This window comes from Exiguobacterium sp. EA-TM-5 (assembly GCF_053878415.1).
Genome location: NZ_CM132670.1, coordinates 3,038,611 through 3,059,150 on the forward strand (window position 1 = coordinate 3,038,611; position 20,540 = coordinate 3,059,150).

The following is a 20,540-nucleotide window of genomic DNA, read 5'->3' on the forward strand; positions in this document are numbered from 1 at the left end:
GCCGATCGCGATTAAAGCGATCGGCTCCTTTCATTCAATAACGCTTACGATTCTAACTGTTCATCGGTTCGTTCTAATGTACCTTCATGTTGCGCTACTAATCCATCGAGAACGGATGGTTCAAACTCTTCACCAATAGCAATGATTCCTGTTTGTCCAGGTGGAATGACACCGAGTGTTCGTTTGAACGTCTCTTGGATTTCTTGATTTTCCTTCATATCCTTCGAACCACCGATCAGCATACCGGTCATTGAACCAAGCAAGATACCAAACGGTCCTCCTAGGATACCAACTGCCATTCCGATCAGCGAACCCTTGACGGCGCGATTCGATCCGCTTAAATCTGCTGCATCTTCAAATGAAAAAGCACCATTTTCATTCCGTTTAATAACAGCAATCTGTTCAAAATCGACTTGTCCTCGAGCATGATACTTCTTCAACTCACTAAATACTTGATAGGATGTCGCTTCTTCTTTGAACGTAAACGTCATGATATGATGTTTTGCATCTTTTTTTGCCATTCGTTCCACCTCTTTCATCTGAGACGAATAACCGACTAAGTCAACATCCTCTATTTACCATGTTTTTAAGAAGTCGAAACCTTTATTGGTTTCCAAGGTGCGAGGTGGAAGTACTCCTCCATCGTTAGTCCACTAACTTTCAGGCGAGCAGCAAGCGTTGTTCCAACATAACGATAGTGCCAGCTTTCATACGTATAACCCGTCCAAGACTCTTTGCCCGATGGGTAGCGAAGATGGAAACCATACCGGTGAGCATTTGCAAACAACCACTTGGCTTCTTTGGTTTTTGCAAAACTAAACATTGCATATTTTGAAGAGTCTGCTCCTCCGATATCAAAAGCGAGACCTGTTTGGTGTTCGCTTTTCCCAGGTTCTGCACTATAGGTACTCGCCTTCTCATACCCATCACGTGCGACATATTTATCAAACAACGTTTTTTGATAGGTATAGGAGCGATATGTACTAAATGAAACGAGCGTGATCCCCTCTTTTTTAGCGGCTACACGCATTTTCTCAAACGCTGCTCTTGCTTGTTGATTCTCACCAGGAGCGTACGTCGAGCGGAGCGCTAAGTTCTTATTCACGATGAGAGTCTGACCGATACGTTTTCCGCCGATTTGCTCATCCGTGAGGAGATATTTCGTGCTGGCATAACCAATCTTCGTACCATATTGTACTTTTGACCATGTACCGACTTTCGACAGTTCCGTCACATAAATTCCCGTCGAAATAACGGCAATACTCGGTTGTTCCATCGATGCGCCTTGACGTAAATGAAGGGGTGTCTTGGCTTGTCGATAAGAAGATGTCGATGCATCGACTGCTGGTATGTAAGTTGATGTACAAGTTACCGCTGTGGCCAAGGTCATTATAAATATCTGTTTTTTACCCATTTTTTAATTTCCACCCAATCCAATGATATTTATATTCCATATTTTAGATTAATGATACCATTGTTTTTTTAAAACAGGGTTCTTTCAGAATGCTTGTCATGAAAATGAAGTATTTTTGAAGTTTTCCAAATGTAGCTTAAGGACGAATTACAATGGGTAAATAACGATGTATGCGTTTTCGAAACATGATTCTGATGTAGAAAGGAGTAGCGTACGTGTCACTTTGGGAATGGATTTTCAGTATGGGTAGCATCTGCTGGATCGGTGAGATGATTCGTTTTCGGAATCGCTCCGAGTCTAAGTCAGGCGCAGCAGAACAGGTTAGTTTTTATTTGATTTTTCTTGTCCTAAGCGGAACGATCGCCTGCGCTTTCCTCTTTGCAAATGAAACGGTTTCTTCATTCATGCGCATCTCTTCATGCATTTTGTTATGGTGTGGTGTTTCATTACGGCTGTGGGGAATTCTTCACTTAAAACAGCAGTTTACGCGACATGTCGTCGTGGCATCTGGTGATCAGCTCGTCAGTAGCGGTCCCTATCGCTTTTTACGGCACCCGTTATACAGTGGATTGTTGTTGATTACGATGAGCTTTCCCCTTTTCACCGGTCAGTCCGGACTATTCATTCTTTCTGGACTTTTGATGTTCTTTTTCTTGCTCTACCGGATTCGAATCGAGGAAGCGATGTTAACGAAAGGTTTTGGACCTGCCTATACGGTATGGGCCGCAAAACGAAAACGATTGATTCCATTCATCTATTAAAGGAGAAGTGATTCATTTGAAGAAACGCGCAATCGTCATTGGAGCCGGTCTTGCCGGTATGTCTGCTGCCATTCGTTTAGCTGGAGATGGTTATGCAGTCACGATGCTTGAAAAGAATGCGAACGTTGGTGGGAAACTGAATCAACGTAGTGGAAAAGGATTTACTTTCGATACTGGTCCTTCCATCTTAACGATGCCTTGGGTACTGGAACAACTCTTCTCAAGCGTACATCGGAACTTAGATGATTACTTAGAAATCGAACGCATCGAGCCACAATGGCGCACATTTTTTGAGGATGGAACAAAAATCGATGTCAAAGGTGATTTACCTGGAATGCTTGAAGAAGTCGAGCACGTCTCGTCACGTGCTGATTTCGTCGAACTGTTCCGCTACTCAAAGCAAATGTATGATTTGTGCCTCGACAGTTTTTATAAGTACAGCCTTGAAGATTTAAAGGACTTAAAAAAATATCATACAATGTCTGATTTGTTGAAGATGGATCCGATGAATACCGTTGCAACCGGTACGAAAAAACATCTCAATGATCCGTATCTTGAACAACTGTTCAACTATATGGTCATGTATGTTGGTTCCAACCCTTATCAGGCACCTGCAGTCTTCAATCAGATGATTTACGTTCAAATGGGGCTTGGTATCTACTATGTTAAAGGTGGCATGTATCAAATCGCACGTGCCATGAAACGTTTACTCGATGAACTCCGTGTTACGGTCCATCTCAACTCACCAGTGGAACAAATCGTCCTTGAAAATAAAAAAGCCGTTGGTGTCCTATCGAACGGAACCTTCCATGCAGCAGACATCGTCGTCTCAAACCTTGAGGTCATTCCAACTTACGAACGGATCGTACCCGAGAAAAAAGCCCGGAAGCAGGCTAAAAAGTTACAAGCATCGTTCGCACCATCCGTCTCCGGACTCGTATTACTACTCGGTGTGAACCGTGAGTACAGCGGGCTAGCGCATCATAATTTCTTTTTCTCAGAAAATCCAGAGCGTGAATTCGCTCAAATGTTCAAAGAAGGAACACCACCTGAAGATCCGACGATTTATGTCGGTGTTTCCTCGAAATCCGACGCTTCTCAAGCTCCTGAAGGGAAAGATAATTTATTCGTCTTAACACACGTCCCTCCTTTAACACTTCAAAAAGGAGAAGTCGACTGGGATGCCTATCGTGAGGTTGTTCTGGATAAACTGGAACGAATGGGCCTTCACGGTCTTCGGGAATCAATCGAGTTCGAATATCGTTTTACACCGGAAGATTTGAAGGAACTATATGGTCCAAACGGTGGATCGATTTATGGAGTAGCAGCTGATCGAAAGAAAAACGGTGGGTTCAAAATCCCATCGAAGAGTGACTTATATGAAGGACTTTATTTCGTCGGTGGTTCTACACATCCAGGGGGCGGTGTCCCGATGGTTACTTTGTCCGGTCAATTAACAGCGGACTTGATTCGCAAGCATGAAGGCGCTGTTCCTACGACTTAATATTTCTTCAATCAAAAAAGAGATGGAACTGATACAATCATCAGTTCCATCTCTTTTTCACTTCGTATTATTCCAAAGTGGTACGACGCGAATACTCACTTCCCCCCCTGATTCTACCTCCATTCGGCACACGGCCGGCATCGGTAAAGACTTCCAAAACGTGTAATCAAAAGTTGAGTCAAATGTCTCTAAGAGCAACACCATGATATTGCCATGTGTACCAAAGACCAACGTCTCTTCCGGATACTTCTTCACCAGTTCGTCGATGAATTGCCGAATTCGCAGCGCCCCTTCTTCATTCGTCTCGCCACCGTACGGATTTACGTTCGGATGTTTCCATACATACGTGACGGCTTCTTGAAAATCATCCAGTTCCCCTGGCGCTAACAACCGCTCTCGTAACGCTTCTTCCTCGATGATCGATCTTTGACGATCCATAGCAAGCGGCGCAATCGTCTCGATCGCGCGTAGATACGGACTGCTGTAGAACCGGTCAATCGGTATCCCTTGAAACGTCTCAAGTAGACGTTTTGCATCTGCTTGTCCTTTGTCAGAAAGTGGACGTGTCCGTTCCTCTGGTGAGTACGTCGAATGGGCGTGCCTTACAAAATAGAGTGTCGTCATGGTTGAAGCTCCCCCTTATTATTGCATCCAGCGGTAGCCGATGCCGCGAACCGTTTCAAGATGTTGTTCGATCGGAAAATCGGCAACACGCAATTTTTCTCTTAAATGTCTAATATGCGAGTCAATCGTTCGTTCTTCGACAGACGCTTCCACTCCCCATAGCAATGTCGTTAATTGATCGCGTGTCCATATGCGTCTTGGCGAATCCAGAAAAACGCCTAACAACTCGAATTCTGTTTTCGTCAACGAAATTGTTTGTTGTAAGTAGCTACAACGATATCCTTTCCGATCATAGGATAGACCATCATATCGTTGCTGCAATAAAACTTCCATCCGTCCAATCAGCTCCCCTTCTTGAATCGGTTTTGATACGTAATCATTCGCCCCGACTTCTCGCGTCCGGATGATGTCCTCTCGCTGATTTCGTGCCGTTACCATTAAAATCGGAACGTTAGAATGTTCTCGAATGAGACGGCAACATGTCCAACCGTCCATCTCTGGCATAATGACATCGAGTAAAATCAGATCGAATATATTTTGACGACAGAGATCAAACGCTTGTTGCGCAGAATCCACAAGCTGACACGTATATCCATACGGTTGAATGTATAATTTCAGTAGTTCAAGCATTCTCGGTTCATCATCTACGATTAATACATGCGGCATTTTATTTCTCCTTCCACTGCAGTGTAACTTGTGTTCCTTGTCCAAGTTGACTCTTGATGATCAACTCTGCTCCATGTGCCTGCGCAATGGCTTCAACGATCGATAGTCCAATACCTGTTCCTCCATGCTTTCGAGAACGAGACGCTTCCGTTCGATAGAGTCGTTTCGTTACATGAGACAAGGATTCTGCAGCTATCCCTTCTCCTGTATCTTCGATTTGAATGAAAGCACCTGCTTCATTGACACCATAACGAACGATGATTTTCCCAGACGAAGTATGTCGACGCGCATTTTCGATGATATTCATGATCATCTGACGTAGCTGCTGCGCATCACCCATCACTTGTAATCGCTCACCTTCTATCTCGAGCAAAATATTTTCTTGTTCGATGTCCTTACGCACTAACCGGATCACCTGATGAATCAAATCTTCGATATCGATTGGCTTTCGTTCCATCGTAAAAGCATTGGCATCAATCCGCACTAGCCAAAATAATTGTTCGATCCACTCATTCATTTGCTGACTTTCTTCTCGAATGATTGTGATGTAGCGTTGTTGTTCATCCGGCGTCAACGTTTGACGTTCGAGAATATCCGCGTAGCCCTTAATATATGTTAAAGGAGTTCGTAATTCGTGGGATACGCTTGTTAAAAATTCGGAGCGTTCCCGATTCAAAAAATCGAGATCCTGTTTTAATTGTTGAATGGAACGCGCCAATTGTCCCAGTTCATCTTGCCGATCAATCGGCAACTCTCCTCCTTCTCCATCCAAGAGACGCGCCGTCGCGTCTTCCATCTGAATCAACGGACGTGAAATAAGACGGGTCGTCCAAATACTTGCTGCACCTGCTAATAAAAGTGCCAGTAGACCGACTTGGAAAAATTGCTGTTTCAAAGGATCAAGAACGTGATCCACTATTTTTTTAGAAGCGAACATAAACACATGACCACGATGTTCTCCCTCAATGGTAATCGGACTGTCCGTCATTAAAAAATTTCGCATCGTTACGACTTTACCTTGTTGACGATAATCAAAATCTGTATGTTCTAATACACTTTTCATTTCACGCGTTAAAAGACGTGACGCTTCAAGTTGTTTCCCACTCGCATCTGTGATGACTACCGTAAACGACGAGTTTGCTTCCATCATGTTGACATGTTGCATCGTTGCTTGATTATACGAATCGACAAGTACATCACGATGTGTATTTCCGCGGTTCAGCAACCCATCGACTACTTCTTGTGTCCGCGTTTGAGATAACTGATAATACAATGTTCCGAACAGCACACTGCCGCAAATTAAAAATGCCGCAAGAACGATTCCTCCGACCGAGTATGAAATACGACGCATGATGTTTCCTCCTTTTCCTCTCTCATTTAGTATAGCGAAGAAAAGCGTCATGAACGCAGGCGGGCAAAACTGTCACCTCGTCTGCACACGATTTGCACAAATGCTGGGTATAGTAAAAAAGACTTGAGATTTCAGGAGGAATGAAGGATGAAAAAATCATGTACGTTAACAGCTCTCGCTCTTAGTTCCATGCTTTGGCTCGGTGCTTGTGGATCCGATTCAAGTAATGATGGAAGTACGGGTACTTCACATGACATGTCTCACGGAGATATGATGCATTCAAGTGACGGAAAACTCCCATCTGGTTTAAAAGAAGCGAGTAATCCAACTTATCCGAAAGGAAGTGACGTCACGTTGACGACGGATCATATGGACGGTATGAACGGAGCAAAAGCAACCATTGCTGGAGCTTACGATACTGTTGTGTATGCAATCAGTTACAAACCAACCGATGGTGGGAAAACAGTGAAGAATCACAAATGGGTCATTCAAGAAGAACTTGATCCAGTACCAACTAAGCCTTTACAAGTCGGTGACGAAACAACCGTCAAAGCAGATCATATGAAAGGCATGGATGGTGCGAAAGCAACGATTGATGAAGTAAAAGAGACGACAGTCTACATGGTAGACTATACACCGACTGATGGTGGTGATCCGGTCAAGAATCATAAATGGGTCACAGAAGATGAGTTGAAGAAGTAATAAAAAAAGCCCGCTTTTCCATTAAAGGAAAAGCGGGCTTTCGGTATGATTCTGACTGGGCTCGAACCAGCGACCTCTACCCTGTCAAGGTAGCGCTCTCCCAGCTGAGCTACAGAATCATGTTTGCAGTACGTTATGTACTTGCTAGGACATGTATTAATATATCAAGAAACTAAAAGGCTGACAAGTGTTTTTCGAAAAAAAAAAGAAAAAAAGAAAATGGAGGAATCAAACCCCGCTTCCTCCATTTTGAATGACTTATAGGAATGTTGAGACTTGATCGATTGGTAAGCGTAACGCTGGACGTTTTTTCGCATCTTCGACCGCTTTACCTACAGCAATCAACATGACTGGTACGTACCGTGATTCTGTGATAAACGTTTCCGCAAAACGCTGATGATCGAATCCACCCATTGCGAGTGTTGATAATCCACGCGCTTCTGCAGCAAGCATCAACTGCATCGCAGCAAGGCTCGCATTCGACATCGCTGCATCGCGCCCGTATGCTTCGCTTTGGTAAGCACCCTCTACTTGCGCCTTGATTGAATCGAATAAATCCTCTGTCATACCGCCTGCTTCTACTGCTGGACCATAGACTGGATTATAGTTTCGATTCGCTTGAACGTCTCCCAAAATCGCGATGACTACTGAAGCTGAAGTAATAGCTGGCTGATTATAAGCAATCGGCGCAAGTTGTTGTTTTGCTTCTTCTGAATGGAAAACGGTAAAGTGCCAGTGTTGTAGATTCCAAGCACTCGGCGCTGCTGTCGTCCATTCTAATAGTTCTTCTACTTCCTGTTTTGAAAGTTTGAACGTTTCGTCGTAATGACGAACAGAACGTCGTTCAGTTAAGACACGCATTGTATCAAGTGTTGCTTGTGTCATGTATGAATCCCCCTTATCATTATCAGATTACTTAGGTATCGTAGCATGTCTCTTTTTTATTGTCCTGTATCAATACTCGACATTTATAAACTGTTATAAAACAATGATTAACATTAACAAACTGTACTAATACAATAAAAATAAGAAAATTGTCATTGCGTTTTATTTTGAAGGAGGAAAAACACATGGAACAGCCCCTTTATCAAGAAGCATCTGCTGAGTTTTATCGTGAACTTCCCGTAAAGACGTGTGCCCATTGCGGAAAAGAAATGGATGAGCAATGTGAATCCTATCAAACGGAATGCAGTGAATGCGCTGTAACAGAACACTAAAAATACTCGAGACAATCACTTATCAAAGTGGTTGTTTTTTTATTTTAGACAGACTATTTCTAATTAAATTGATATTTTTTAGAAAAATCGATTTTCGTCATCTTTTTGTCATCTGTTTGTTACAAACGAAACAGTCAAAATGTTACATTATCTGTATATGATATTTTTTGACAAAAGGAGCGACAGACAACGATGGATCCATTTACCTCAAGCCACGCTAGCGAACTCGGTCCACGACCGCGTACAAAAAAAAGAAAGTTTCTTCCACGGTTTTTCTTACTTCTCACACTCATCTTTCTTGGAGTTGGAGGATATGTTGCGTACCGATACGTTTTTGCACTTGATCAAAAATCGACCACTGCGGGTCAATCCATCACCGAAGTTCCTGTCGTCAGTATGGAAAAAGCACGTGTGGAAAAATGGAATGGTGTGACGAAAAAAGTCGCCTATTTGACGTTTGAGGATGGTCCATCTGCTTTAACGCCGGATTTACTTCGAACATTAGATCAACTTCATACCCGCGCCACTTTCTTTTATCTCGGAACACAGGTAGATGCTTTCCCGAAAGAAGTCAAAGCTGCTGCTAAAGCTGGTCACTACATCGGATTACATGGTGAAACACATGATTACGATACATTGTACGAAAAAGGTAAGTATGTCTCAGAGATGCAAAGTGTTCAGAACAAGATTCATGCATTGACACAATTAACACCTCATTTGACACGACCACCCTACGGTTCAACACCTGGCATTACGAAAAAGATGGCATCTGACATTCATGCATCAGACTTCCGTGTGTGGGACTGGTCAATCGATTCAATGGATTGGTATTACAAAGATAGTGCAAAAGAAGTAGCGAATACGGTCATTCGACGAGCAGAGCGCCCGTTCGAAATCATTCTCTTGCATGAACAACCACAAGCTATCAAAGCACTTCCGGCCATCGTTGCAGGACTTCAGAAAAAAGGATATCAGTTTGCAATTTATGATGAAGATTTCCACATTCCGTACAACTTCGCGCAATACTCGAATTTATAAGGAGTTACTATTCAGATGAAAAAATCACTCTTAGCGTTGCTGTTTCTATCAAGCTTCGGACTTGTTGCCTGCTCTAACGATTCACCAGCTTCTCTTCATGAAAAGCTAGAACAACAAGTGAAAGATGAGGAAAAAGCATTTACGCTAGCCGATCAACGTGCTCGTAAGGACGAAATTTCAGTTAATACGTACCAAGCCGTTCTTGATGCAGGGGCTGAAGAAATCAAACGCTCCCAAAATGAACGGGAGGAACTAGACGCCTTAAATGATGAACGTCTTGCCTTATTGAACCAAGAAGAAACGATACGTAAAGAAATATACACCGAACTCGACCTTGAAGAACTTAAGGATGTTGTCAGTAAGCTTGATGGAAAAGCAAAAACAGAAGGAACTGCGTTAATAGCAATCATTAAGGCGCGTCAGCAGACATTTCAAACGTTCTCGAAAACGTATCGTCAAGCGATGGACGCCGAAAAGAAAGTGCTTTCACACTTGACGAAAAAACCGGATTTCGTTAAGATTGATGAGTCAACGGCGGATTTAAATCGTTTAACACGGAAAGCTACCGCGTCTTTAAAGAAGTGGAACACGCTGACTGTTCAGTACAACCAAACGAAAACCCGACTGTATCGTTTGCTCGACACATCAACTCAATAAATCACACAGGTTGCAACCAAACCCTGTCCAAAAAACCTGGACAAGGCCCTGTTGCAACCTTTTTTGTGTGGTTTTTATTAAAAATGGAGGGAATTTATTCATGCATCGTTCAAAAGCAACCTTATTCGTTCTGATTGGCGCTATCAGTTATGGTGTCCTCTCAACGATCGTCAAACTCGCTTATGCCGCTGGATTTAACTCAGCAGCCGTTTCAGGTAGTCAATTTTTCTTCGGCTGGCTCATGATTTTCGGACTTGCCTTATTCACGAAAAACCTTCGTCTTGATATCAAGACAGCTGGTCTGCTCATGCTAATCGGTATCTCAAGTGGTACAACCGGTTATCTGTACTATCATAGTCTTCAGACCGTATCCGCATCCGTTGCGATCATTCTCTTATTCCAATTCACTTGGATTGGTGTCATCATCGACGCTCTCGCATTCAAACGTTTACCATCTCGCGCACACTTCCTGTCCGCGATTCTACTGATTGGCGGAGCAATTCTTGCGAGTGCTGCTTACTCGAGCCCCCTCGACCTACGCGGAACGTTGTTTGGTCTTGGAGCGGCTGTTAGTTTCTCGATTTTCCTACTCGCTAGTGGACGCATTGCCAACCATCTCCCCGTCATAAAGAAGAGTTTTTATATGATGACAGGTGGTCTTGCTTTCGTCATGATCATGTACCCACCGACGACGTTCTTATCTTCTACGAATTTCGAAAACGGTCTTCTTCTATATGCGATCCCGCTCGGTCTATTCGCCTTGATTTTGCCACCACTCTTATTTGCCGCTGGTGCGCCTCATCTGTCTCCAGCAAGCGTCTCTTTGCTCGGAGCAGCAGAATTGCCAACAGCTGTCATCTGTTCCGTGTTAATTTTAGGTGAACATCTGATGAGCTCTCAATGGATTGGGATCGTCATCATCTTGATTGGAATCTTTTATCCGATCTATCGCTCGAGCAAAACAGCATCTGTTGTGAACGTACAGCAAAACGACCTTTCCTGAGCTCAGGAGAGGTCGTTTTTTCTTTACTTCTGTCGTTTCATCGCATCCGCAACGAATTCGACATCCGTACCAATAATGATTTGAACACTTGTTGCCCCCATCTTCATGACACCTTTCGCTCCAGCCGCTTTAATCGCTGCTTCGTCAATGATGCTTGGATCTTTGACTTGTAAACGTAAGCGTGTCGCACAATTGTCAATCGATGTGACATTTTCTGTTCCTTGTAATCCAGCAAAAATCTGAGCAGCTTGTTGCTCATATTTATCGTCTGAATCCGTCAGAACGACTCCCGTGTCTGTGACGAGCGATTCATCTTCACGACCTGGTGTCTTCAAATCGAATTTCGTGATCATGAAGTAGAACAGGAAGTAATAGACGACCGCGAACGCGAGACCAACCGGAATGATAAGCAATGGTTTTTTTGCAATACCGAAATTCAAGGCATAATCGATAAAACCAGCTGAGAAGGAGAAGCCGTGTAAAATACCGAGCAAGTTAACGATTGCCATCGATAGACCTGTCAATACAGCATGGATGACATATAAAACAGGTGACAAGAACATGAACGAGAACTCGATTGGTTCCGTGATTCCTGTCAGGAAGGACGTGAGTCCAAGACCAATCATCGCTCCGGCAACCGCTTTTCGATTTTCTTTACGCGCAGCCATGACGATCGCGAAGGCTGCAGCAGGTAACGCAAACATCATGATTGGGAAGAAACCAGCTTGATAAATTCCTGCCGTCGGATCTCCAGCGAAGAAGCGCGCAATGTCTCCGTTCGCAACTGTACCATCTGCTTTTTCATATGAACCGAAGACAAACCAGAAAATATTATTCAAGACGTGGTGTAATCCAACAGGAATCAAGAGACGGTTAAAGAATCCAAACAAAGCAGCGCCTCCTGCACCAAGACCAACCATCCATTCACCAGCACCATTGATGCCTTGCTCGATGAACGGCCAAACATAACCAAAGATGAAAGCAAGCACGAGCATGACTGCTGATGTAATGATCGGAACGAAACGACGACCACCGAAGAAGGCTAACCAATCCGGTAACTTAATGTTATAGAACCGATTATATAGAAGCCCTGCGACGATACCTGCAATGATTCCGCCGAATACCGCCATATTAACGGTCGAACCGAGTGTCGCCTGATTCGCAATCGAACCAAGTGTCGCTCCGTCGACCTTGGTCGAGGAATCATTGACAATCGCAGCGATTGCATCATACTTCGCCTGAATCTGTGCACTCGAATAATCCTTGTTCATCGAGTCGACACCATTCTTTAAGACAAGATACCCAATGGCTCCCGCAAGACCCGCTGCCCCACTTGCATCAATCGATAGACCGATTGCGACACCGATGGCAAATATTAATGGAAGGTTATCAAAAATAGCCCCTCCTGCTGCTACCATCAACGGAATATCCAGCATATCCGCTGAACCTAATCGGAGCACGATTCCCGCAGCCGGCAATACTGCGATTGGTAGCATCAAGGCTTTACCAATTCGTTGTAGAAACTGCAACATACCTTTCACCCTTTCCTGAATAAACGATAATGACAGAACAATGTAAACGCTTTTACGTTTTTTATTATTCCACATAAACAACTAAATGACTAGACCTTTATACAAATTATTTTTATCTTTTTAGTTGATACAAAATTTCATTATAGCAGACACTAAAAACCGGACTAGAATAATTATCTAGTCCGGTCTTATTTATTTAGAACAATCTTAACGACGGTTTGTATCTTCAAAATTCTGTTGGACGTTTCCGACTGTTTTCTTCGCGTCACCTTTTAGTTGATCTTTTTTACCTTCGCGCTCTGTCGATTTATCACCTGTCGCTTTACCGAGTGCTTCTTTTGCTTTACCGGCTACTTTATCGACGATACCATCCACTTTTTTATTGAGACCACTGTTGTTTGACATACTCATTACCCCCATTTAAAAGTTTTTTTTGCGATAGTTGTATGTTCCCTTGTTACTGATTTTCAAACGTTTCTTCAATTAAAATCGACACTTCTCCAAACAAAAACAACAGTGAACGGACTGTCCACTGTTGTTCAATCGAAATCTATCCTAATTACTGAGCGACGGATACACCTAATACTTGTTCAATCCGTTCGAATGCCCAATCCAACTCTTCTTTTGTGATGACGAGAGGTGGTGCAAAACGAATGACTGTCTCGTGCGTCTCTTTACAAAGCAATCCTTTTTCTTTCAACGCTTCACAATATGGTCGCGCTGCTTCTGTCAATTCAACACCAATGAATAATCCGCGACCACGTACTTCTTTAATCATCGGGTTGTTGATTTGTTTCAATTTGTCCATGAAGTACGTACCGAGTTCGAGTGAACGTTCCGGTAGCTTTTCCTCTTCTAACACTTCAAGTGAAGCAATCGAGACGGCACATGCGAGTGGATTACCGCCAAACGTCGACCCGTGTGATCCTGGATTAAAGACAGAAAGGACATCTTTATTTGCAGCAACACATGAAATCGGGAATACGCCACCACCGAGTGCTTTACCGAGAATATACATATCTGGTGTTACTTCATCCCAGTCAGATGCAAACCATTTACCAGAACGACCAAGTCCAGACTGGATCTCATCAGATACAAGAAGTACGTTTTGCGTACGACACACTTCTTGCGCGTCTTTTAAGAAACCATCGTAAGGAATTAAAATCCCCGCTTCTCCTTGAATCGGTTCAAGGATAAAGGCTGCTGTATTTTCAGTGATCGCTTGTTTTAACGCATCGAGATCTCCGTACGGAATCGTCTTGATTCCAGGAAGGAGCGGACCAAATCCCCGTTGATATTCTGCTTCTGTCGACATCGAGACGGCTGTCATCGTCCGACCATGGAAGTTTCCTTCACAAACGATGATTTCAGCATCCCCCGGAATTTGTTTCACTTCATATGCCCAACGACGCGCTGCTTTAACTGCTGTCTCGACTGCTTCTGCACCCGTGTTCATCGGTAGTACCATATCTTTTCCAGTCAATTGCGCTACTTTTTCATAGAAAAAGCCCAGTTGATCATTGTGGAAGGCACGTGACGTCAATGTAATCTTATCTGCCTGACGTTTTAGTGCCTCGATAATCTTCGGATGACGATGCCCTTGGTTAACCGCTGAATAGGCACTCAGCATATCCATATAACGGCGTCCTTCAGGATCCGTGACAAAGACACCTTCTGCTTCTGAGATGACGATCGGGAGTGGATGGTAGTTATGTGCTCCGAACTGTTCTGTCTGTTGAATGATTTTCTCTGTTTGATTCATCGAGATTCCCCCTCATAACTCTTTAGAAAACGCTTTCAATATTATTATAGCAGATTCTTTCACAGAATCTTCATCTAAAAAATGTCTTATCGAAAGGATTCTAGTGCGTAAGAATTGAATATATTGGGAAAAGACAAGACAAGTGAACCGTCATCTCTTTTCATCATAAAGGAGCGTGCGCACGTAATGGACCGTTCGACCATTGATTCCTACGAAGTCGTCATTCAAGAATTTCCTTTACCCGCTTTCATACTCAATACTGATTTGACCATCCGCTCTTGGAATGAGCTTGCCGAAAATCATTGGGGCTGGACACAACAAGAAGTCGTTGGTCAGACTGTTCCACTTCTGGAACGGGAAGACATGGCATTTAGCCAACAGATTTGGCATGCCTTCTTGGAACGCCGTCAATCCGTCCAATTACCGAATGCCTCCTTATTGCATAAAACTGGTACTTCTGTAACGTCAACACTTCTTTTATCCCCTTTGCTTGATGATACAGGAACCGTTATCGCTGCTTTCGCCTGCTGTATCCCTTCGGCTGAGCAGCAAACAAACATGAAACCACTTTTTCAAGGATTGATGGATTTGCGTCATGCATTCGATCAGATCGCTTCTGTCGCTGTCTTCGACGCACGAGGGACGATCACGTACGTCAATGATCAGCTCATCGATGTGACGGGCTATTGCTCTGAGATGCTTCTTGATCAACCTTGGTCTCTTATTTTAGATTCATCTAGTCCTGTTGTTACAGAGATTCGGACACAACTGCGCGAACGCAAAGCTTGGTCTGGGCGCCTTAGTCTCACTTCACAAACAGGCGAACGAAAACATCTACAAGCGACTTTGATTCCAATCTACGATGCAAACGGGATTCGCTTCCAACATCTGTTCATTGGGAATGACATTACGGAAACAACTGCCCTTGAAGAAGAACTTGATTTTTTAGTGCATCATCACGAGATGACACATCTATTGAATAAACGAGGATTTTTGCGTGAAGGTGAAGCATTATTCCAATCTGCTGCTTCGCATGATCCGATTGCACTCATTTTGTTCGATATCGATCGCTTTAAAGTCATCAACGACTCGTTTGGCACACACGTCGGTGATCAACTTCTTCAAGCAATGGCAACTCGTCTTTTACAACATACGACAGATGTACTTGCTTTTCACCCGACGAGTGATCTTTTCGGTGTCTTATTACCTGCACCATCGAGCAACCTACTTTTCCAGTATGCTCGAAAATTACAACAAGCATTGCAACGCCCTTACTACATCAATGGTCACTCGCTCATCGTTTCTTGTACATTCGGCATTACCGTCTATCCATCCGAAGCGAAAACGCTTGAGGACTTATATCGCCGTTCGGAAATGGCTCTGTATGCAGGGAAATCAATTGGTACTGGAACGATTCAGTATTTAACGCATGAGATGGATGCACAATTTACACGAAAAATCCAACTCGAGCGTTCCCTCTTCACCGCACTCGAAGATCAATCTCTTTACCTTGCTTATCAACCAATCATTGAACTTCAAACACAAGTCGTTAAAGGCTTCGAAGCCTTATTACGCTGGAATCACACGGCGCTTGGAAGTATTCCGCCAGATGAGTTTATTCCCCTCGCTGAAGAGGCTTCGTTGATTACACCAATTAACAACTGGGTCATCATTGAAGCATGTGAACAGCTTGCAAAATGGCAACAGACGATGAATCCTGAACTGACGATGGCCATCAATATATCACCGCATCAGTTCCAAAGTGACTCCTTCATTCGGACATTACAGCACATCGTAACAGAACGACTTGCTTCGCCATCTTCGATTACGTTGGAGATGACAGAAAATATCGCGATTCTTCAAACACAACGAACGGTCGAACGCATGCACCTCATTAAATCGCTCGGTTTTCGCTTATCGATCGACGATTTCGGGACCGGTTATTCTTCTTTGCAGTATCTCAGTGCTTTTCCAATCGATGAACTAAAAATTGATAAAGTCTTTATTGATGGACTGGCGACAAACGACCATGCCTTGCTGGATTCTATTATTCAGCTTGGTCACAATCTTGAGTTGAATCTCGTTGCTGAAGGTGTCGAGACTGAACACGCGCTAGCTTATTTAAAAACAACATCTTGTCAGCATATGCAAGGATTCATTTTCTCTGAGCCACTCTCTGTACAAGATGTAGAAACGCGATTTTTAAATCCTTAATCAAAAAGAAGTCACGGTGGAAAAAAACCACCGTGACTTCTTTTCGTATCGTAGCATTTCTTACAACTGGATTTCTCCTACGACCATTCCGTAAACAGCTACTCCTGCTAATACGACAAGGATCATGCTCGCAATCCACTCGTAACGTGACATGCCTGTCCGTTGCTGTTCTCGTTCTGCTAACGCATAAGCGAGAATGCCTGGCGCATAGACCAATGCCGCAATGACGATATACCAAATTCCCGACGCATAAACGAGCCAGATGGAATACGCTGATGCGATAACAGAGAAGAGCAACATTTTTCGATTGTGTTCTTCTCGCGATGTCCGAATGCTGTACAACGCTGATAACAAATACGGTAACAATGCACAAATCCCGGCGATACTCGATAATACAAGATACGTTTGAGCCGAGAAAAGTGCGATACCGGCAACAACTTGTGTTGCAATTTGTGTAATGAGTAATGCGCCGACTGGTGCTCCTTTACGGTTCGTCTTAGCGAATACTTTTGGAAATGCGCCATCTTTTGCAACAAGATATGAAATCTCAGATGCTAAAATCGTCCATCCAAGAAGTGCCCCCGATAGTGAGATGATCAAACCAATCATGATGATTGTCGCGCCCACTGGTCCAATTGCTGCCTCTAGTACATACGCCATCGTTGGTTCCTTCAATCCAGCTAGTTTTTCTTGGCTGAGGACTCCAAGTGACAAGACCGAAATGAGGATGTAGATGACTAAAACGCCAACGAGTCCTGTTACCGTCGCCTTACCGACATCACTCCGATTTTTAGCACGGCTCGATAAAACGACCGCCCCTTCGATGCCGACGAAAGCCCAAAGTGTGACAAGCATCGTTCCTTTTACTTGATCGAAAATCGAACCGAGCTCTGTTCCATCTCCCCAAATATCCAAATTGAACGTCTTTACATTAAAGGCGATGCCAACGAGAAGAATGAAAATCAAGATTGGAACGAGCTTCGCAATCGTCGTAATCAGATTGACGAGTGTCGCTTCCTTAATCCCACTCGAGACAAGCCAGAATAATCCCCAAATGACGACCATACTCATGAGGAGCAGGAATATCCGATTTTCTGCTGCGAAAATCGGGAAGAAATAACTAATCGCATTGAAAACGAGCGTGATATTCGCAACCGTTCCGATCCAGGCTGATACCCAGTATCCCCATGCACTGTTGAAGCCGACAAAACGTCCGAATCCTTCACGTGCGTAAGCGTAAATCCCGCCTTCAAGCTCTGGTTTACTGTTTGCAAGGTGCTGGAAGACCAATGCAAGCATGATCATTCCTATTCCTGTAATACTCCAACCGATGAGGATAGGTCCTGCACTTGCACTTTGGGCCATTGCACCAGGAAGGTTAAAGGCACCTCCACCGACCATTGAACCGATGACCATCGCAGCAAGCGCAAAGAAACCGATTTTTTGCTGATTCATGATGAGACACTTCCTTTTTTCGTATATCTATTACATCTTACGTATATTCATTCGAAAGACACAAAAGTCATTATAACAAACCACCTTCTAAAGTAAAGAAAGGATTTGAGACGAATGAACTGGATTCATGTATTTCAGCTCGAGGACTTCTTAAAACTCCTATTAGCCGCTACACTTGGAATTTTCATCGGATTCGAGCGTGAAATCAAAAATAAACCGGTCGGTATACGCACTAGCCTCGTAATTACCCTCATCAGTTGTCTTTTAACCATCGTCTCCATTAAATCTGTCTTGCTCTATCATGATATGGCGACTCATGTTCAGATGGACCCCATGCGTCTTGTTGCTCAAATCATTACTGGAATCGGCTTCATCGGCGCCGGTGTCATTTTGCGTCGACCTCATGATATCGTCAGCGGACTAACAACAGCCGCCATTATTTGGAGTGCAAGCGGAATTGGAATCGCAGTCGGTGCCGGCTTCATCTGGGAGTCAATTTTTCTCGTTCTCTTCCTCTTTTTCCTATTGGAAGGCTTAACGTGGATGATGCGTCGCATTAATAATAGTCGCTTTGAGGCGAACGTTCTCGTTGCACACCTGTTACTCCCCTCCGGACTTGATCCAAAAGATATCGTTCTTGCCTTGGAGAGAAAAGGTGTACGTATCACGAATATGCGTTTACGTGGAGATCCGGTTCGATTGACTTTACGAATGTATTCCCCGCATGCACTGACCTTATTCCTACTTTATGACTATTTAAAATCACTCGGAATTGAGGATATAGACCTTGATCAGTAAGAATTATCTGAAAATTTATGTTGCATTTTTAATCACTTTCACTTAAATTAACAATATGTTCAAATTTTTCTGAAATATTTAACACTAACTCTCGGGGGGTCATCGTTCCATGAATAAACCATCGAAAATCGCTTTTGCTGGACTTTCTAGCATCGCGCTACTTGCCGTCGCTGCATGCGGGCAAGGAAATGACGAAAACACAAGCGGATCGGATTCAAAAAACAAGAAAAAGGAAGTCACGCTCGTTTCAACGACGGATGTACCTCAGTTAGATCCGACGAAAACGACGGACTCGACTTCCATCATCGTCACGAACAACGTCTTTGAAGGGCTGTATCGTCTAGATGGCGACAACAAACCGACACCTGGTATTGCAGAAAGCGTTGAAGTATCCGATGATAAAAAAACATATACGTTCAAACTGCGTAAAGATGCGAAGTGGTCAGATGGATCAGCCGTCACAGCAGATGATTTCATCTATGCTTGGAAACGTGCACTTGATCCAAAGACAGCAGCAGAATACGCGTACATTTTACAAGATTTAAAAAATGCCAACAAAATCATGGCGGGAGATGCTGAACTCGATGAACTTGGTGTAAAGAAAGTCGACGATCAGACACTCGAAGTACAACTCGAAGCTCCAGCCCCTTACTTCCTTGGTTTGACAAGCTTCCCAACCTATTTGCCATTAAAACAATCATTTGTTGAAGATAAAGGCGATAAGTTTGCAACGAGCGTTGATACAATGGTCTTCAATGGACCTTTCGTTCTCGACAAGTGGCAAGCGAACTCGGGTTGGACGTACAAGAAAAATCCAGATTACTGGGATAAAGCAAGTGTCAAGATGGATCAAATTAACGTTAAAGTCGTTAAAGAAATCTCAACAGGTGTCAACCTCTTCGAATCAAAAGAAGTCGATTTTGCACCGATTACATCTGAGTTTGTCTCGCAATATGAAAAATCAGATGATTACAAAACACGTCCAGATGCTCGAATTAACTTCCTCCGCTTTAACCAGAAGAATAAAGCATTAAAAAACAAAAACATTCGAAAAGCACTTGCACTTGGATTTGAGAAACAAGGGATTGCAGATGTCATCCTAAATGATGGATCAAAACCAGCGAACTTCATCGTTGCGAAAGATTTCACGTTCACACCGGACGGGGAAGACTTCCGTGCGAAGTACCCTGATCTTCAAAGCTATGATGCGGATGAAGCGAAAAAAGCTTGGGATGCTGGCTTGAAGGAACTCGGGGTTAAAACAGTAGAATTCAGTATGCTCTCACGAGATGAAGATGCGTTCAAAAAAGTTTCTGAGTACTTAAAAGGAGACCTCGAGAAACATCTTCCTGGTTTGACGATTAATATTAAACAACAACCATTCAAGAACTTCCTTGACCTTGAATCGAAGGGCGACTATGATATTTCTACTGCCGGATGGGGACCTGACTACCAGGATCCAATGACGTTCCTCGATATGTGGTTGACAGGTGGAAGCTTCAACCGGATGGAATATTCGAACAAAAAATTCGATGATCTCATCAAGGGAGCAAAACAAGAAGCAGATGAAGCAAAACGTTGGTCTGACATGCAAGAAGCTGAAAAAATGCTGTTGACAGAAGACTATGCGATTGCACCAATCTACCAAAAAGGTGAAGCTTACTTGCAACGGACGAACATCGATAAATTATACCGTCACCCATTCGGTGCCGATATGAGCTTTAAATGGATGGAAGTAAAGTAAAACCTTTAAATCAATCATGAACAAGTGGTGGACCTTGTCCGCTACTTGTTTTTTGTTTACAGACGTTCATTTCTAAAAACAACAAAGACCCCTTCTGA

Annotated in this window: 20 protein-coding genes and 1 tRNA gene; 10 read left to right on the forward strand and 11 right to left on the reverse strand. The window is 43.4% G+C overall.

The genetic code is table 11. The annotated features are described in order from the left end of the window. Positions 1 to 44: 44 nt before the first annotated feature. A complete protein-coding gene (locus ACV3PA_RS15950) occupies positions 45 to 521 on the reverse strand; it encodes a hypothetical protein (protein WP_053452290.1) in 477 nt (158 codons plus the stop codon). A gap of 65 nt (positions 522 to 586) precedes the next feature. Beyond that, a complete protein-coding gene (locus ACV3PA_RS15955) occupies positions 587 to 1,390 on the reverse strand; it encodes a M15 family metallopeptidase (RefSeq protein WP_152910949.1) in 804 nt (267 codons plus the stop codon). Between the two features lie 239 nt (positions 1,391 to 1,629). On the opposite strand from ACV3PA_RS15955, the gene ACV3PA_RS15960 reads away from it, so the two are divergent. Together ACV3PA_RS15960 and ACV3PA_RS15965 are read left to right on the forward strand one after the other, a co-directional pair. Beyond that, positions 1,630 to 2,175, forward strand: a complete 546-nt coding sequence (locus tag ACV3PA_RS15960; RefSeq protein WP_053452292.1) for a methyltransferase family protein — start codon at positions 1,630 to 1,632, stop codon at positions 2,173 to 2,175. Between the two features lie 16 nt (positions 2,176 to 2,191). Continuing rightward, positions 2,192 to 3,679 (forward strand): phytoene desaturase family protein, encoded by a 1,488-nt coding sequence (locus ACV3PA_RS15965; RefSeq protein ID WP_053452293.1) that lies wholly within the window; start codon positions 2,192 to 2,194, stop codon positions 3,677 to 3,679. Between the two features lie 57 nt (positions 3,680 to 3,736). On the opposite strand, the gene ACV3PA_RS15970 is transcribed toward ACV3PA_RS15965, so the two are convergent. Genes ACV3PA_RS15970 through ACV3PA_RS15980 form a run of 3 tightly spaced genes read right to left on the reverse strand, consistent with a single transcriptional unit; the run spans position 3,737 to position 6,320 of the window. Beyond that, positions 3,737 to 4,303, reverse strand: coding sequence for a histidine phosphatase family protein (locus ACV3PA_RS15970; RefSeq protein ID WP_456125208.1), 567 nt, complete (start codon positions 4,301 to 4,303; stop codon positions 3,737 to 3,739). A gap of 18 nt (positions 4,304 to 4,321) precedes the next feature. After that, positions 4,322 to 4,969, reverse strand: coding sequence for a response regulator transcription factor (locus ACV3PA_RS15975; RefSeq protein WP_456125209.1), 648 nt, complete (start codon positions 4,967 to 4,969; stop codon positions 4,322 to 4,324). A gap of 1 nt (position 4,970) precedes the next feature. Beyond that, positions 4,971 to 6,320, reverse strand: a complete 1,350-nt coding sequence (locus ACV3PA_RS15980) for a sensor histidine kinase (RefSeq protein WP_456125210.1) — start codon at positions 6,318 to 6,320, stop codon at positions 4,971 to 4,973. A gap of 147 nt (positions 6,321 to 6,467) precedes the next feature. Here ACV3PA_RS15980 and ACV3PA_RS15985 point away from each other — a divergent pair, with 147 nt between their 5' ends. Beyond that, positions 6,468 to 7,022: a YdhK family protein gene (locus ACV3PA_RS15985; RefSeq protein WP_456125211.1), complete on the forward strand. Its 555-nt coding sequence runs from the start codon at positions 6,468 to 6,470 to the stop codon at positions 7,020 to 7,022. A 46-nt stretch (positions 7,023 to 7,068) separates the two neighbouring features. Here the strand turns inward: ACV3PA_RS15985 and ACV3PA_RS15990 are convergent. After that, positions 7,069 to 7,141, reverse strand: a tRNA-Val gene (locus tag ACV3PA_RS15990). A 139-nt stretch (positions 7,142 to 7,280) separates the two neighbouring features. Continuing rightward, positions 7,281 to 7,907, reverse strand: coding sequence for a nitroreductase family protein (locus tag ACV3PA_RS15995; protein WP_053452298.1), 627 nt, complete (start codon positions 7,905 to 7,907; stop codon positions 7,281 to 7,283). Positions 7,908 to 8,092: 185 nt separating this feature from the next. On the opposite strand from ACV3PA_RS15995, the gene yhfH reads away from it, so the two are divergent. From yhfH to ACV3PA_RS16015, 4 genes are all read left to right on the forward strand, one after another. Next, positions 8,093 to 8,239 (forward strand): protein YhfH, encoded by a 147-nt coding sequence (gene yhfH / locus ACV3PA_RS16000; protein ID WP_082318487.1) that lies wholly within the window; start codon positions 8,093 to 8,095, stop codon positions 8,237 to 8,239. 192 nt (positions 8,240 to 8,431) lie between these two features. Beyond that, positions 8,432 to 9,277 (forward strand): polysaccharide deacetylase family protein, encoded by an 846-nt coding sequence (locus tag ACV3PA_RS16005; RefSeq protein WP_456125212.1) that lies wholly within the window; start codon positions 8,432 to 8,434, stop codon positions 9,275 to 9,277. Positions 9,278 to 9,292: 15 nt separating this feature from the next. Next, positions 9,293 to 9,934, forward strand: a complete 642-nt coding sequence (locus ACV3PA_RS16010) for a YkyA family protein (protein WP_456125213.1) — start codon at positions 9,293 to 9,295, stop codon at positions 9,932 to 9,934. 100 nt (positions 9,935 to 10,034) lie between these two features. Next, positions 10,035 to 10,937: an EamA family transporter gene (locus ACV3PA_RS16015; RefSeq protein ID WP_456125214.1), complete on the forward strand. Its 903-nt coding sequence runs from the start codon at positions 10,035 to 10,037 to the stop codon at positions 10,935 to 10,937. Between the two features lie 23 nt (positions 10,938 to 10,960). Here the strand turns inward: ACV3PA_RS16015 and nagE are convergent, their stop codons facing one another. The 3 genes from nagE to ACV3PA_RS16030 all read right to left on the reverse strand — a co-directional run bounded on the left by nagE (position 10,961) and on the right by ACV3PA_RS16030 (position 14,231). Beyond that, entirely contained in the window at positions 10,961 to 12,469 is a 1,509-nt protein-coding gene (gene nagE / locus ACV3PA_RS16020; protein WP_053452302.1) for an N-acetylglucosamine-specific PTS transporter subunit IIBC, read from the reverse strand. A 207-nt stretch (positions 12,470 to 12,676) separates the two neighbouring features. Beyond that, entirely contained in the window at positions 12,677 to 12,874 is a 198-nt protein-coding gene (locus ACV3PA_RS16025; RefSeq protein ID WP_053452303.1) for a CsbD family protein, read from the reverse strand. A 154-nt stretch (positions 12,875 to 13,028) separates the two neighbouring features. Continuing rightward, entirely contained in the window at positions 13,029 to 14,231 is a 1,203-nt protein-coding gene (locus ACV3PA_RS16030) for an ornithine--oxo-acid transaminase (protein ID WP_053452304.1), read from the reverse strand. A 186-nt stretch (positions 14,232 to 14,417) separates the two neighbouring features. Here ACV3PA_RS16030 and ACV3PA_RS16035 point away from each other — a divergent pair, with 186 nt between their 5' ends. Further along, the gene (locus ACV3PA_RS16035) at positions 14,418 to 16,445 is read left to right on the forward strand and encodes a sensor domain-containing protein (protein WP_456125215.1); all 2,028 of its coding nucleotides are present in this window, start codon (positions 14,418 to 14,420) and stop codon (positions 16,443 to 16,445) included. Between the two features lie 60 nt (positions 16,446 to 16,505). Here ACV3PA_RS16035 and ACV3PA_RS16040 read toward each other — a convergent pair whose 3' ends face one another. Continuing rightward, positions 16,506 to 17,903: a basic amino acid/polyamine antiporter gene (locus tag ACV3PA_RS16040; RefSeq protein ID WP_456125985.1), complete on the reverse strand. Its 1,398-nt coding sequence runs from the start codon at positions 17,901 to 17,903 to the stop codon at positions 16,506 to 16,508. 111 nt (positions 17,904 to 18,014) lie between these two features. On the opposite strand from ACV3PA_RS16040, the gene ACV3PA_RS16045 reads away from it, so the two are divergent. Continuing rightward, complete coding sequence (locus tag ACV3PA_RS16045) at positions 18,015 to 18,698, forward strand: MgtC/SapB family protein (RefSeq protein ID WP_456125216.1); 684 nt, start codon at positions 18,015 to 18,017, stop codon at positions 18,696 to 18,698. Between the two features lie 109 nt (positions 18,699 to 18,807). Then, complete coding sequence (locus tag ACV3PA_RS16050) at positions 18,808 to 20,442, forward strand: peptide ABC transporter substrate-binding protein (protein ID WP_053452308.1); 1,635 nt, start codon at positions 18,808 to 18,810, stop codon at positions 20,440 to 20,442. Positions 20,443 to 20,540: the final 98 nt, after the last annotated feature.